The organism is Pseudomonas sp. Irchel s3b6 (assembly GCF_900187415.1).
In the GTDB taxonomy this organism is placed as follows: Bacteria; Pseudomonadota; Gammaproteobacteria; order Pseudomonadales; family Pseudomonadaceae; genus Aquipseudomonas.
In genome coordinates this window covers 209,428-225,123 of the sequence record NZ_FYDM01000004.1, presented here as the reverse complement: position 1 = coordinate 225,123, position 15,696 = coordinate 209,428, and the positions used below count along the sequence as shown (strand labels likewise).

The window sequence follows — 15,696 nt, the reverse complement described above, 5'->3', positions numbered from 1 at the left end:
AGCTTGCGGCTTGCCGCTGCGTCGTTTATTGCGGACTCGCACGAGTACTGGAGAGCAGAGATTTCAAGCTCGCCGCCTTAGGTTTGACCAGCCAGAAACGACGCACATAGTCATCAAGGTTTTCAGCGAGGTTACGGCCCCATTCGCTGTCGGTTTCCTCGACGTATTCGTTCAGCACGCGTTGCAAGTGGCTGCGGTAGGCTTCCATCGCCTCGCCGCTGATCCGCTGGATTTCCACCAGTTCGTGGTTGACCCGGTCAACGAAGCTGTTGTCCTGGTCGAGCACGTAGGCGAAACCGCCGGTCATGCCTGAACCGAAGTTGTAACCGGTCTTGCCCAGGACACAGACGAAACCACCGGTCATGTATTCGCAGCAGTGATCGCCCGTGCCTTCCACCACGGTGTGGGCACCGGAGTTACGCACCGCGAAGCGCTCGCCCGCGGTACCGGCAGCGAACAGCTTGCCGCCGGTGGCGCCATACAGGCAGGTGTTGCCGATAATGGCACTGTCTTGAGTCTTGTAGATGCTGCCCTTGGGCGGCACGATGACCAGCTTGCCGCCGGTCATGCCTTTGCCGACGTAGTCGTTGGCGTCGCCTTCCAGGTACATGTTCAGGCCGCCGGCGTTCCACACACCGAAGCTCTGACCGGCCGTGCCTTTGAAGCGGAAGGTGATCGGCGCATTGGCCATGCCCTGATTGCCGTGTTTGCGCGCGATTTCACCGGAGATCCGTGCGCCGATGGAACGGTCGCAGTTGCAGATATCCAGAGCGAAATCAGCGCCGCACATGTCGTTGATCGCCGAGGTGGCCAGGTCGACCATTTTCTCGGCCAGCAGGCCTTTGTCGAACGGCGGGTTGCGGTCCACTTCGCAGAACTGTGGCTTGTCCGCCGGGATGTGATCGCTGCCCAGCAACGGAGTCAGGTCCAGGTGGTTCTGCTTGGCAGTCTGCCCTTCGAGGATTTCCAGCAGGTCGGTGCGGCCGATCAGTTCCTCGAGGGAACGCACGCCCAGCTTGGCCAGCCACTCACGGGTTTCTTCGGCGACGTAGGTGAAGAAGTTCACCACCATGTCGACGGTCCCGATGTAGTGGTCCTTGCGCAGCTTCTCGTTCTGGGTCGCCACGCCGGTAGCGCAGTTGTTCAGGTGGCAGATACGCAGGTATTTGCAGCCCAGGGCGATCATCGGCGCGGTGCCGAAGCCGAAGCTTTCAGCACCGAGAATCGCAGCCTTGATCACGTCGAGGCCGGTTTTCAGGCCGCCGTCGGTCTGCACCCGGACCTTGCCGCGCAGGTCGTTGCCGCGCAGGGTCTGGTGGGTTTCCGCCAGGCCCAGCTCCCATGGAGCGCCCGCATACTTGATCGAGGTCAGTGGCGATGCACCGGTGCCGCCGTCGTAGCCGGAGATGGTGATCAGGTCCGCGTAAGCCTTGGCCACACCGGCGGCGATGGTACCGACGCCTGCTTCGGCAACCAGTTTCACCGAGACCAGCGCCTTCGGGTTGACTTGCTTGAGGTCGAAAATCAGCTGCGACAAGTCTTCGATCGAGTAGATGTCGTGGTGCGGCGGAGGCGAGATCAGGGTCACGCCCGGCACGGCATAACGCAGCTTGGCGATCAGACCGTTGACCTTGCCGCCCGGCAACTGCCCCCCTTCGCCGGGCTTGGCACCCTGGGCGACTTTGATCTGCAGCACTTCAGCGTTGACCAGGTACTCCGGGGTCACACCGAAGCGGCCGGTCGCCACCTGCTTGATTTTCGAGCTCTTGATGGTGCCGTAGCGCGCCGGGTCTTCGCCGCCTTCGCCGGAGTTGGAACGCGCACCCAGGCGGTTCATGGCTTCGGCCAGGGCTTCGTGAGCTTCCGGCGACAGGGCGCCCAGGGAGATACCGGCGGAGTCGAAGCGCTTGAGCACCGATTCCAGCGGTTCGATCTCGCTGATGTCCAGCGGCGTATCCAGGGTCTTGACCTTGAACAGGTCGCGGATCATCGACACCGGACGGTTGTCCACCAGCGCCGTGTATTCCTTGAACTTGCTGTAGTCACCCTGCTGCACAGCGGCTTGCAGGGTGTTGACCACGTCCGGGTTGTAGGCGTGATATTCGCCACCGTGGACGAACTTCAGCAAACCACCCTGCTGGATCGGCTTGCGCGGGCTCCAGGCTTCGGCAGCCAGGGCCTTTTGCTCGGCTTCGATGTCGACGAAGCGCGCACCCTTGATGCGGCTCGGCACGCCACGGAAGCTCAGGTCGCACACTTCCTCGGACAGGCCGATGGCTTCGAACAACTGAGCACCGCGATACGAGGCGATGGTCGAGATGCCCATCTTCGACAGGATCTTCAGCAGGCCTTTGGTGATGCCTTTGCGGTAGTTCTTGAACACCTCATAGAGGTCGCCCAGTACTTCACCGGTGCGGATCAGGTCACCCAGCACTTCGTAGGCCAGGAACGGATAGACCGCCGAGGCGCCGAAACCGATCAGCACCGCGAAGTGGTGCGGATCGCGAGCGGTGGCGGTCTCGACCAGGATGTTGGAGTCGCAACGCAGGCCTTTTTCGGTCAGGCGGTGGTGTACCGCGCCGGTGGCGAGCGAAGCGTGGATCGGCAACTTGCCCGGGGCAATGTGGCGGTCACTCAGCACGATCTGGGTGCGACCGGAACGCACGGCTTCTTCTGCCTGATCGGCGACATTGCGCACGGCGGCTTCAAGGCCCACGGCCTCATCGTAGTTGAGGTCGATGACCTGGCGTTCGAAGCCCGGGCGATCGAGGTTCATCAGCGAGCGCCACTTGGCCGGGGAAATGACCGGCGAGCTGAGGATCACGCGCGAGGCGTGTTCCGGCGACTCCTGGAAGATGTTGCGCTCGGCACCGAGGCAGATTTCCAGCGACATGACGATGGCTTCGCGCAGCGGGTCGATCGGCGGGTTGGTGACCTGCGCGAACTGCTGACGGAAATAGTCGTACGGCGTGCGCACACGCTGGGACAGCACGGCCATCGGCGTGTCGTCGCCCATGGAGCCAACCGCTTCGTAGCCCTGCTCGCCCAATGGACGCAGCACCTGGTCACGCTCTTCGAAGGTGACCTGGTACATCTTCATGTACTGCTTGAGCTGGTCGACGTCGTAGAAGGCCGAACCGTGGTCGTTGTCTTCCATGGTCGCCTGGATGCGCAGGGCATTCTTGCGCAGCCATTGCTTGTAGGGATGACGGGACTTCAGACGGTTGTCGATGGCGTCGGTGTCGAGGATCTGACCGGTTTCGGTGTCCACGGCAAAGATCTGGCCCGGGCCCACACGGCCCTTGGCGATCACGTCTTCAGGCTGGTAATTCCAGACACCGATTTCCGAGGCCAGGGTGATGAAACCGTTCTTGGTGGTGACCCAACGCGCTGGACGCAGACCGTTACGGTCGAGCAGGCACACCGCGTAGCGACCGTCGGTCATTACCACGCCGGCCGGACCGTCCCACGGCTCCATGTGCATCGAGTTGTATTCGTAGAACGCCCGCAGGTCCGGGTCCATGGTCTCGACGTTCTGCCACGCAGGCGGAATGATCATCCGCACGCCACGGAACAGGTCGATGCCACCGGTGACCATCAGCTCCAGCATGTTGTCCATGCTCGAGGAGTCGGAACCGACGCGGTTGACCAGCGGGCCGAGCTCTTCCAGGTCCATCAGGTCGTTGGTGAACTTGGTGCGACGGGCCACGGCCCAGTTGCGGTTGCCGGTGATGGTGTTGATCTCGCCGTTGTGCGCCAGGAAGCGGAACGGTTGAGCCAGCGGCCATTTCGGCAAGGTGTTGGTGGAGAAGCGCTGGTGGAACACGCAAATCGCGGTTTGCAGGCGCTGGTCACTCAGGTCTGGATAGAAGGCGGTCAAATCCGCCGGCATCATCAGGCCTTTGTAAATGATGGTCTTGTGGGAAAAGCTGCAGATGTAGTGGTCGGTGTCGGCGGCGTTGGCCACGGACGAGCGACGACGGGAGCTGAATAGCTTGATCGCCATGTCCTGATCGCTCAGGCCATCACCGGCGATGAACACTTGTTCGATCTGCGGCAACCGTTCCAGGGCCAGGCGGCCAAGGACGCTGGTGTCGATTGGCACTTTGCGCCAGCCGATCAGTTGCAGGCCCTCAGCCAGGATCTCGCGGTTCATGTTCTCGCGAGCAGCTTCGGCTTTGACCGGATCCTGGTTGAAGAAGACCATGCCCACTGCATATTGCTTGGGCAGTTCCACACCGAAGGTTTCCTGGGCGATGGCACGCAGGAACACATCCGGTTTCTGAATCAGCAGACCGCAACCGTCACCGGTCTTGCCGTCGGCGTTGATCCCACCGCGGTGGGTCATGCAGGTCAGGGCCTCGATGGCCGTTTGCAAAAGGGTATGACTGGGTTCGCCCTGCATATGGGCTATCAGGCCGAAACCGCAGTTATCCTTGAATTCATCGGGTTGGTACAGACCTGCTTTCATAGACACTTTCTCACCAGGCTGCCTCTTGCAGAGACAAATTTCTTTTTAATTCAACCGCTTACCTTCCGCGCCGAACGTACGCCAGCTTTGCGGGGGCAAAAGGGAGGTCATTGTACACACCGACACAGAGGCTCACAAATTTGACGACGAAATGTCGCAAATCTATGTCGCATTTATGAAAGGTTTAAAGCGATATGCTGTGCTAGTCAAAACATTTTTGATGTTGACCGCAACGACCCAAAGACTACTGTGACGCAGACACCACAAGGCACGCGGCCTGCAGGGCTGCGCGCACTTGTAGAAATTTTGAGGTGCTTGGAGAGGCGGCCTGGATAAGGCCGCCGAATCTTCAGCGAGTTGCTGCCAGTTCCTGTTGGACGCTGGCGACAGTGCGAGGCCAAGGTTTACCAGCCTGAACCTTCGCTGGCAAGGCCTTGATAGCGGTAACAGCTGCATCGCGGTTGGCGAAGCTGCCGTAAGTGATGACGTAAAGCGGCTTGCCGTTGAGCACTTTCTTGAAATAGCGGTACTGGCCGCCTTGCTCTTTGACGAAGTTCTGCGCCGTGGCTTCCGAGCTGGTGCCCAGGATCTGTACGACGTAGCTGCCCGGAGCCTGACCGGCATACCAACTGCCACCGGATGTCGCCTTGGCGACAGTGGCTGGCTTCTCGGCCGGCTTGGCCGCTGGAGCAGGCTTGGCCACAGGAGCCGGTTTGGCCGCTGGAGCAGGCGCAGGCTTGGCGGTAGCAACCTGGACAGGCGCTGGCGCTGGCTTGGCAACAGGTGCTGGAGCCGGGGTCGGTGCAGGACCGGCTGAAATGCCGGCCGGCGGTGCAATGGTGGTCACGGTCGGCGGAACAGCGCTGGAACCTTCGAGCGGCACACCGTCGTCGCCCTCGGTGATGCCACCGGCCTCTTCAGCCAACGGCCCCCGCATTACCGGCTGGGATTGCCCGACCAGCGGCAGCGGCATCGGCTGGGTATTACCGGCGAACTCGACCGCCGGAGCGCCGCCGTTCGGTGTTGGAGTGCCCTGGCCGAGCGGCAGTTGCGCCTGCTCGTTGGCAGGTGCGCCGGTGGTTGGTGTCTTGCTGCGACCCGGCATCAACCAGGCAGCGGCCACCGCAACCACGACGACGGCGGAAATTGCCAATACGTGTTTCTTCGGCATGTTGAACCCCATACTTGGACGCTTGACCGCTGAGCGGCTAGCAATCATGGCTTCGATCATCGCATCGCGGGCAACCTGATTGATGTTTCCAGGCCAGCCGTCGGAGCTTTCGTGAATCTCAGAGATCTGATTGGCGGAGAAAAGTTCGATTCCCTGACCTGCACCCTCAAGGCGCTGTGCCAGGTATTCGCGAGTTTCCTCCTCGGCATACGGTTGCAGTTCGATGACGTGGAAGCGCTCTTCCTCGCCCGTCAACTGCTCAAGCCCGGCGATCAGCGACGGCTCACCGAACAGGAACACATGCGGACGCCCCTCAGACGCACCGGCCGCCAGGGCCAGCAACGCTTCAAGCGCCGACTCGTCGAGCTGCTCAGCGTCGTCCACCAGCAGATAGACTTCCTGGCCGGTCAACGCGAGCTGCACCACCTGCTTGAGGATCGCACCGACTTCAGCCTGCGCGATTTCCAGCGACTGGGCCACCTGACGCAACACACCGGCCGCATCACCGGCACCGCGGGCGGAGACCACCACGCTCTGTACCGTCTGCTTGTTGGTGCTGGCAACCAGCGCCTGGCGCAACAGGGTCTTGCCGCTGCCTTGCGGCCCGGTGACCACCAGCAACAGCTGGCTATAACGGGCCAGGTGATGCAGTTGTCCCAGCACGGGCTTGCGCTGGGCAGGGAAGAATTTGAACCCTGGAACCCGTGGAGCAAAGGGGTCATGGTTCAACTGGTAGTGGCCTAGGAACGCCTCGTCGGCATGCAAACTGGTCATGGGGATCTTATTAACCTTTAAGCTGAGCCAGGGCGCGGTAATCCGCTCCCAGCGTGGCCTGTAAAACCTCTTTCGGATAATCGTCGGTCACTACGGCTTCGCCCATACGGCGCAACAACACCAGCCGCAAACGGCCGTCGATTACTTTCTTGTCTATTGCCATGTGTTCGAGAAAATCGGCAGGGGTCATCTCTTCTGGCGGGATGACCGGCAACCCGGCACGCTGGAACAGGCGAATACCGCGATCGCGCTCTTGGGGTGTGATCCAGCCCAGGCGCGACGACATCTCCAGCGCCATTACCGTGCCCGCAGCCACCGCTTCGCCATGTAGCCAGACACCATAGCCCATGTGGGTTTCGATAGCGTGGCCAAAGGTATGACCCAGGTTGAGCGTGGCCCGCACACCGGACTCACGCTCATCGGCGCCAACCACCGCAGCCTTGGCCGCGCAGGAGCGCTCGATGGCGTAGGTCAGCGCGCCCTGGTCGAGGGCGCGCAAGCGGTCGACGTTGTCTTCGAGCCAGGTCAGGAACGGCTCGTCGCAGATCAACCCGTACTTGATGACTTCGGCCAGGCCGGCAGACAGTTCGCGGGCCGGCAAGGTGTTGAGGGTGGCGGTATCGATCAGCACCACGTTCGGCTGATAGAAAGCGCCCACCATGTTTTTGCCCAACGGATGGTTGATCCCGGTCTTGCCGCCTACCGAGGAGTCGACTTGCGACAGCAAGGTGGTCGGTACCTGGATGAAATCGACACCACGCTGGTAACAGGCGGCGGCAAAACCGGCCATGTCGCCAATCACGCCGCCGCCCAGGGCGATCACGGTGGTGCGCCGGTCATGGCGTGCGGTGAGCAGGCCATCGAAAATGGTTTGCAGGGTTTCCCAGGTCTTGAAGGCTTCGCCATCGGGCAACACCACCGAAATGACGGAAAACTGTGCCAGGCTGCGGGTCAGACGCTCCAGATACAGTGGCGCAACGGTCTCGTTGGAGATGATTGCCACTTGCCGCCCAGCGATATGCGGCGCCAGCAACTCGGGCTGGTCCAGCAACCCTTCGCCAATATGGATCGGGTAGCTACGCTCGCCTAAATCGACCTTAAGTGTCTGCATGTGTCCCCACAATGAAGTTGGAATCAGGTGCCCTGCCTTTTGTTATCGATTGGCAACACCTGATTGAATGACGTTGCCCACCCGTCTCGCGCCACACCCCGAAGCCATCATGGCGCGAGGCCGAGGATAGCGCATTTCGCGCCGGGGATTAACGGGGAGGAAGCTGCTGCAAGCGCTCCAGAATGTCTAGGACAACCATCCGCGGTGGCCGCTCATCGGTTTCCACCACCAGGTCGGCGATTTCCCGATACAGCGGATCGCGCAGCGTCAGCAGATCGCGCAGGGTCTTGGCCGGATCGGCGGTGCGCAGCAACGGACGATTGCGATCGCGCGAAGTGCGCCCGACCTGCTGCTCGACCGACGCATGCAAATACACCACGCGCCCGCCGGCGTGCAGTGCACGACGATTGGCTTCGCGCATGACCGCGCCACCACCCGTCGCCAGCACCACGCCGTCGAGCGCGCACAATTCGGCGATCATCGCCTGCTCGCGGTCACGAAAGCCGGGTTCGCCTTCTTTGTCGAAGATCCACGGGATATTGGCACCCGTGCGCAATTCAATTTCCTTATCGGAATCCTTGAACGGCAGGCGCAACTCTTTGGCCAACAAGCGACCGATGGTGCTTTTACCAGCACCCATCGGCCCAACAAGAATCAAATTTCGCACAGAATCAATGACTCACAGCAATCGCCTGGTTATTCATGATACGCGGAGTGAGAAATACCAGCAGCTCGGATTTTTTCTCCGACACCACGTCACGCCTGAAAAGGCGGCCAAGATACGGCACATCACCGAGAAATGGCACTTTATCTACGACCTTGCTCTGAGTATTTGAGAAAACCCCACCAATAACGATGGTTTCGCCATCGGTCACCAGCACATTGGCATTGACCTCGTTCTTCTTGATCGGCGGTACATCCTGCACCTTGTTCAGGTAGTCAGGTTCGTCCTTGGTGACCTTGACCGCCATGATGATGCGGTTGTCGGGAGTGATCTGCGGTGTCACCTCCAAAGACAGCGAGGCCTCCTTGAACGACACCGAAGTAGCGCCGCTGGAGCTAGACTCCTGGTAGGGGATTTCCGTACCCTTGAGGATCTTCGCGGTCTCTTTGTCGGAGGTCACTACTTTGGGCTGCGAGACAATCTCCCCATTGCCAGTCTTCTCCATGGCCGTCAGCTCAAGGTCCAGCAACAAGTTATCGGTGATGTAGGCGATACCGATGCCCGACGTATTGCCCGCCACCCCCATGTCGACGAACGGTGAACTGGTGCTGGCGCTTCTGCCCAAGCCCCCCTCCTTCGCACTGTCAACTCCCGAAGCGCTCCAGTTGCCACTACGCACCGAACCACCCCAGCGCACACCCAGGCTCTTGTCGTAATCGACGTTGGCCTCGACGATACGCGCCTCGATCATCACCTGACGCACCGGAATATCCAGTTGCGCGACGATCCGCCTCAGTTCCTCCAGGCGATCCCGGGTCTGGTAGGCGATGATGTTGTTGGTGCGCTCATCGACAGTAATCGAGCCGCGCTCGTCGCGCTTGGCCTCGGCACTGGTCACCGACTGGAACAATTTGGCGATGTCCACCGCCTTGGCGTAATTGACCTGCAACAGTTCCCGACGCAGCGGTGCCAATTCGGCGATCTGCTTTAGCGACTCCAGTTCCTGGCGCTCGCGGGCGGCGATCTCGTCCGCCGGGGCGACCAGCAGGACATTGCCAAGCTTGCGCTTATCCAGCCCCTTGGTCTTGAGCACCAGGTCCAGCGCCTGGTCCCAAGGCACGTTTTGCAAGCGCAAGGTGATGCCGCCCTGCACCGTGTCACTGGCCACCAGGTTGAGATTGGTGAAGTCGGCGATCAGTTGCAGTACTGAACGCACATCAATGTCCTGAAAATTCAGCGATAGCTTTTCACCACTGTAGGCAGAGCGCTCGACATTGCGCTTTTGCAGATCCTCAACGGCCATCGGGCGGACACTGACGGTCAACTTGTTGTCGGTTTGAAAGGTCGAATAGTCGAAGGCGCCACTGGGCTCGATGCTGATGCTGGCCTTGTCGGCGGACGCACTGGCATTGACGTATTGCACCGGGGTGGCGAAATCCTTGACGTCCAGGCGAACCCGCAACCGCTCGGGCAAGCGGGTCCTGGCGAAGCTGAGGATGATCTTGCCGTCGCGCTCCTGGATATCCGGGCTGATCCCTCGATCCGACAAGTCGATGACAACGTTGCCCTCACCCTGCTCTCCACGCTGGAAGTCCACACCACGAATGGCCTTGCCCGCGTGGTCGGCGCTCCCGGAGGGCTGCGCGACCTTGGTTGGGCTTGCCTTGCGAGCAACGGCAGCCGCCTGCCCGACCACCACGAACAAGGAATTGCCTTCGACCCGCGCACTGTAGGGCGCCAACTGCGCCAGGTTGATCACCAGTCGTGCTCGATCCTTGACCTCGACCACCGTGGCACTGCGTACGTTTGCACCGCCCAGGTCACGGTGCTTGCTGGTCAGGTGACTGGTCACCCCCGGCAAATCGAGGGCAATTCGCGCGGGTTTATCCATGGTGTAGCCATGAGGTTCCGGGGGTGGCCCATCGAAAGCCAGTTTCAGCTCGACGCGATCACCCGGTAGCGCTGTGACATCCAGCGCGTTGAGCCTGGCCGCCGAAACCCCCGGAGAAAGCAGCGCTATCCCTAGCGACAGACCGAGGATTGAAAGAGTCCTGTTCATGATTCGGGTTCCACTATGAGTGCACTTTCAGAGGGAGGGTCCGCGGTCGCTCCAGCCAGGCACCCTCGCCATCGGGAACAATTTCGACCACGTCAACCTGATCATCGCCGATCGCCACAATCCGCCCGTCGTTACGCCCCAGGTAGTCGCCCACCTTGAGCCGATGCACACCACCAGCACCGCGCAACAGCGCAAAGGTGCCCGAGGCATTGGCGATCGTGCCGACCATTTCGAATTGCTCGATATTGAAACCTTCCAGGTATTGCCGGATCCGGGCGGGATCCGGCCGGACAGCGCGCGAACCATGACCGCCACCGGCCAGGCCCGGCCTGATCTGCGCTGAAAACGGACTGCGCAGCGAGGCAGCGTTGTACGTGAACGTCGGGTAAGCGCGGAAGATCGGCATGGGCTCAATCTGGCCGGACGGACGCACCAGCACCTCGTTCATATAGGCATCCAGGTCGCTGAAGTCGCTGTCACCGTCACACCCGACAAGACTGCCCGCCAGCACGACAGGAAAGAGCCATCGCGGCGTACTCATGGCTGGCGCCCGGTATCGTTGTAGCGGTAGGTCCTGGCCAGGATGCTCATGCGCAGCCTGGCGTCGAGACCTGGGCTGACGGGCTCGATGCTGAAGTCATGCAGGGTGACAATCCGGGGCAGTCCCGCGACTCCACTGACGAAGGTCGCCAGGTCATGAAAGTCGCCCGTGACGGTGATCTGGATCGGCAGTTCGATATAGAACGGCCGGGCGACTTCCGGCAGCAGCTTGATCTCTTCGAACGCCAGGCCACTGCCCAGGCCGGTTCGGCTGATGTCCTCCAGCAGCCCTGGTACTTCGGTATCGCCGGGCAGTTGCCTGAGTAGCACACCGAACGCGCTTTCCATGGCTTTCATCTGCTCGGTGTAGGGCTCGAGGTTGGCCGCCAATTGCGCCTTGCTCGAGAACTGCGCCTTCAGGCTCGCCTCCCCGGCACGCGCCTGCCCCAGCAGATCGTCCAGGTCGCGAAGCTGAAGGTTGTAGCCCAACACCAGCACCAGAACCATGACCAATGCACCGACCAGGACCTTGACCGGTGCAGGCCACGACCCGATGTTGTTCAAGTCCAGTTCATTGATATCGACCTTGCGCACCGCGTCAAACCATTGCACCAGACTCATTCCGCGCCCCCAGTCGTGGCCGGCACTGCCTGGCGAACAGTCAACCGGAACAGACTGGCCTGATCCGATGAGCCAGGCGTCGCGGTCTTGACCTCGCTCAGGCTCGGCGCACCGAACCAGTCGGAACCCTCGAGATTGCGCATCAGATCCGAGACCCGGTCACTGGAGTGTGCCGCACCACGGATGGACAGCGTGTCGTCGACCCGCTTCACCTCGGTGAAGTACACGCCAGCGGGCAGGGTTCGCACCAGTTGGTCAAAGACTCGCCCACTGACCGGTCGATTACCCTGCAGGCCCTGGATAATCCCCATGCGCTCAACGAGTTGTTCACGCCGGGCTTTCAGCTCGCCGATCTGCCGGATCCGGTCATCCAGCACGGCAATCTGCCTGCTGACATAGGCGTTACGGGCGATCTGCCGTTCGATGGCGCTGTTGATCCAGTGATTGCCCAACAAAATCACGCCAACCGCCACGACCACGACCCCCACCAATAACAGCAGGAAACGCTGACGACGCTCCTCACGCTGCGCTTCACGCCAGGGCAGTAGATTGATCCGCGCCATCAGTCGAAGCTCCTCAGCGCCAGACCGCACGCAATCATCAAGGCCGGTGCATCAGTCGCCAGCGCAACGGCATTGACCTTGCGACCCAAGGTCATGCCGACGAACGGGTTGGCCACGAGCGTTGGCGTCTCCAGGCGCTGCTCGACCATGCGGCCCAGACCGTCGATCGAAGCCGTGCCACCGGCCAGCACGATATGGTCGATCGTGCTGTACTGGCCTGTGGCAAAGAAAAACTGCAAGGAGCGCGACACCTGTTGCACCAGCGTCTCGCAAAAGGGCTGCAGGACTTCTCGAGCGTAGTTTTCCGGCAGCCCACCTTGTCGTTTGGCCAGCATCGCCTGCTCGACGGACACGCCGTATCGTCGCTGTATGTCCTCGGTCAACTGGCGACCGCCGAACAGTTGCTCACGGGTGTAGATCACTCGACCATTGAGCAGCACGTTGAGCGTGGTCATGGTGTCACCGATGTCGACCAGCGCCACGATCGAGCGCTCACGTAAACCCGCCAGCCGTGGCACCAGCAAGCCATAGGCCCGCTCCAGCGCAAACGCCTCGATGTCGACCACCTTGGCCGTCAGACCCGCCAAGGCCAGCGCAGCCTCACGCAGCTCGATGCTTTCCTTGCGACAGGCCGCCAGCAGCACCTCTACCCGCTCAGGACTGTGACGAGCGACACCCTGGACGTCGAAGTCGATGGCGACTTCGTCGAGGGGATAGGGAATATACTGGTCGGCGTCGAGCTTCAATTGACACTCCATCTCATCGACTGACAGCCCGGCATCCAGTTCGATGACTTTGGTGATGACCGCTGATCCGGAAACCGCCACCGCGGCATTCCTGACATCGCTTCTGGTCCTTTGCAGCAGCCGGGACAGTGCCGCCCCGACAGCGTCGAGTTCGACAATGTTTTTCTCGACCACCGCACCGGCTGGCAACAGCTCCATCCCACTGGCTTCGACGCAATAGCGCGTTCCAGAGCGGCTCAGCTCCACAAGCCTGACCGAGGTTGAACTGATGTCGATGCCCAACAGCCTGCGGCGCTTTTTATTGAAGAGTCCTGGCACTACCAATTCCCTATGACTTTCCGTGAGTTACGGACTCTTTATTGTTCGTTGCGTTCAATAGCCGAGTCTTGACACTGGGGCCAAATGCGCCTGAGGTAGAAAAAGTGCTTATAATGCCCATCGTTTTTTTCCGCTTTTCGCAAGCGCAGGCCGATCCTTGCTAACCCTGAATGCCCTGACGCCTAATTCATTCTTTACCCTGGATATCCAAAAGCCTTGATTCGTCTGCTGAAATTTTTCGGGTGGTCCATCGTCGCCATTTTCTGCGGACTGCTCCTGAGTCTGAGCGGCGCGTTTCTTTACCTTAGCCCGGGCCTCCCCTCGGTGGAGGCGCTCAGAAGCATCCAGTTGCAGATCCCTTTGCGGGTCTATAGCAGCGACGGCAAGTTGATCGCAGAATTTGGCGAAATGCGCCGTACACCGATACGTTTCGCCGACATTCCCCCCAATTTCATTAATGCGTTACTAAGTGCTGAAGACGACAACTTCGCCAATCACTATGGCGTCGATCCCAGCAGCCTGATGCGTGCCGCCACCCAGCTGATCAAAAGCGGACACATCCAGTCCGGCGGCAGCACCATCACCATGCAGGTCGCCAAGAACTTCTTCCTGACCAGCGAACGCAGCTTCTCGCGCAAGACCACGGAGATTCTCCTGGCCTTGCAGATCGAGCGTCAGCTGACCAAGGACGAGATCCTCGAGCTCTATGTGAACAAGATCTACCTGGGCAACCGCGCCTACGGCATCGAGGCCGCGGCACAGGTGTATTACGGCAAGTCGATCCGTGACGTCAGCCTGGCGCAGATGGCAATGATTGCCGGCCTGCCCAAGGCCCCGTCGCGCTTCAACCCGCTGGCCAACCCGACACGCAGCAAGGAACGTCGCGACTGGATCCTGGGGCGCATGTACAAGCTCGGTAAAATCACCGAAGCCGACTACACCACGGCGATCAACGAACCGCTGAACGCCAGCTACCATGTGCCGACTCCGGAAGTGAACGCGCCGTACATCGCTGAAATGGCCCGCGCCGAAATGGTCGGGCGCTATGGCAGCGATGCCTACACGGAAGGTTTCCGCGTCACCACCACCGTGCCGAGCAACCTTCAGGAGATGGCCAACACCGCCGTCCATGAAGGCCTGATGACCTACGACCAGCGCCACGGCTATCGCGGCCCTGAATCGCGCCTGCCGGGCAAGACGCTCGACGCCTGGGCTGCCGAGCTGACCAAGCAGCGCACCATCAGCGGCCTGGAGCCTGCCATCGTCACCCAGGTCGACAAGCTGGGCCTGCAGGTGCTGACACGCACTGGCGCCGAGCACGTCAGCTGGGACACCATGAAGTGGGCGCGGCCGTTCCTGAATACCAACAGCATGGGCTCCGTCCCGCGCCAGCCTTCGGACGTCGCCCAGGTCGGCGACCTGATCCGCGTACAGCGTCAGCCCGATAACAGCCTGAAGTTCAGCCAGATCCCGGTCGCTCAGGGCGCACTGGTCTCGCTGGATCCGCAAAACGGGGCAATCCGCGCACTGGTCGGCGGCTTTGCCTTCGAACAGAGCAACTACAACCGCGCCATGCAGGCCAAGCGTCAACCGGGCTCGAGCTTCAAACCCTTCGTCTACAGCGCCGCGCTGGATAACGGCTACACCGCCTCCAGCCTGGTGAACGATGCGCCGATCGTGTTTGTCGACGAGTACCTGGACAAGGTCTGGCGCCCGAAGAACGACACCAACACCTTCCTCGGCCCGATCCGCATGCGTGAAGCGCTGTACAAGTCGCGCAACCTGGTGTCCATCCGTCTGCTCCAGGCGCTGGGCGTGGACCGCACCATCGACTACATCAGCAAGTTCGGCTTCAACAAGGACGACCTGCCACGCAACCTCTCGCTGGCCTTGGGCACGGCGACGCTGACTCCGATGGAAATCGCGACCGGCTGGAGCACCTTTGCCAACGGCGGCTACAAGATCACTCCGTACATCATCGACAAGATCGAGAGCCGCAATGGCGACACGCTGTTCGTCGCCAACCCGCCAAGCGTGCCCCAGGGAGCCATCGCCAGCGACGGCATTGCCGTACCGACTACCGAAGCCTTCACGGTCAACGCCGCGCCAGCCCAGCCCCCGATCGATCAAGCCGTCGCACCCGCGCCGGCCGTTGCCGAGCGCATCATCGACGGGCGCACGACCTACATCCTCAACAGCATGCTGCAGGACGTGATCAAGCTTGGCACGGGCCGCCGCGCCCTGGCCCTGGGGCGCACCGACCTCGCCGGCAAGACCGGGACCACCAACGAATCCAAGGACGCCTGGTTCTCGGGTTACAACGCCGACTACGTGACCACCGTCTGGGCCGGATTCGACCAGCCGGAGAGCCTGGGCAGACGGGAGTACGGCGGCACGGTGGCACTGCCCATCTGGATGAACTACATGGGCGCAGCGCTCAAGGACAAGCCGCCCCATACCCAGGCCGAACCTGAAGGCATACTCAGCCTGCGAGTTGATCCGATCAGCGGTCGCGCGGCATCGCCAGGCACACCGGGCGCCTACTTCGAACTGTTCAAGAGCGAAGACACGCCACCGACCGGCAGCGAACTGGGCAACGGCACCGCACCGGGCAGCCCGCTGCCAGCGGACGAAGTCGCGCCGATCGATTTGTTCTGA

General features: G+C 61.2%; 10 protein-coding genes. 1 reads left to right on the top strand and 9 read right to left on the bottom strand.

Going from position 1 to position 15,696, the window contains the following annotated elements; translation table 11 throughout:
* Positions 1 to 25: 25 nt before the first annotated feature.
* From gltB to CKW07_RS09405, 9 genes are all read right to left on the bottom strand, one after another.
* Complete coding sequence (gltB, locus tag CKW07_RS09450; protein ID WP_095144644.1) at positions 26 to 4,471, bottom strand: glutamate synthase large subunit; 4,446 nt, start codon at positions 4,469 to 4,471, stop codon at positions 26 to 28.
* A gap of 349 nt (positions 4,472 to 4,820) precedes the next feature.
* Positions 4,821 to 6,416 (bottom strand): SPOR domain-containing protein, encoded by a 1,596-nt coding sequence (locus tag CKW07_RS09440; RefSeq protein WP_095144643.1) that lies wholly within the window; start codon positions 6,414 to 6,416, stop codon positions 4,821 to 4,823.
* A gap of 10 nt (positions 6,417 to 6,426) precedes the next feature.
* Positions 6,427 to 7,527 (bottom strand): 3-dehydroquinate synthase, encoded by a 1,101-nt coding sequence (aroB, locus tag CKW07_RS09435; protein WP_095144642.1) that lies wholly within the window; start codon positions 7,525 to 7,527, stop codon positions 6,427 to 6,429.
* 148 nt (positions 7,528 to 7,675) lie between these two features.
* On the bottom strand, positions 7,676 to 8,194 hold the full coding sequence (aroK, locus tag CKW07_RS09430) for a shikimate kinase AroK (protein ID WP_095078024.1): 519 nt from the start codon (positions 8,192 to 8,194) through the stop codon (positions 7,676 to 7,678).
* Positions 8,195 to 8,198: 4 nt separating this feature from the next.
* A complete protein-coding gene (pilQ, locus tag CKW07_RS09425; RefSeq protein ID WP_095144641.1) occupies positions 8,199 to 10,250 on the bottom strand; it encodes a type IV pilus secretin PilQ in 2,052 nt (683 codons plus the stop codon).
* 13 nt (positions 10,251 to 10,263) lie between these two features.
* Entirely contained in the window at positions 10,264 to 10,791 is a 528-nt protein-coding gene (locus CKW07_RS09420; protein ID WP_095144640.1) for a pilus assembly protein PilP, read from the bottom strand.
* Positions 10,788 to 11,411 (bottom strand): type 4a pilus biogenesis protein PilO, encoded by a 624-nt coding sequence (locus tag CKW07_RS09415; protein WP_095144639.1) that lies wholly within the window; start codon positions 11,409 to 11,411, stop codon positions 10,788 to 10,790. The genes CKW07_RS09420 and CKW07_RS09415 overlap by 4 nt, the downstream gene beginning before the upstream one ends.
* A complete protein-coding gene (locus tag CKW07_RS09410; RefSeq protein WP_095144638.1) occupies positions 11,408 to 11,974 on the bottom strand; it encodes a PilN domain-containing protein in 567 nt (188 codons plus the stop codon). Before CKW07_RS09410 ends, CKW07_RS09415 begins: the two co-directional genes overlap by 4 nt.
* Positions 11,974 to 13,038, bottom strand: a complete 1,065-nt coding sequence (locus CKW07_RS09405) for a pilus assembly protein PilM (RefSeq protein ID WP_095144637.1) — start codon at positions 13,036 to 13,038, stop codon at positions 11,974 to 11,976. Before CKW07_RS09405 ends, CKW07_RS09410 begins: the two co-directional genes overlap by 1 nt.
* Positions 13,039 to 13,257: 219 nt before the next feature.
* Here CKW07_RS09405 and CKW07_RS09400 point away from each other — a divergent pair, with 219 nt between their 5' ends.
* Complete coding sequence (locus CKW07_RS09400) at positions 13,258 to 15,696, top strand: penicillin-binding protein 1A (RefSeq protein WP_371850648.1); 2,439 nt, start codon at positions 13,258 to 13,260, stop codon at positions 15,694 to 15,696.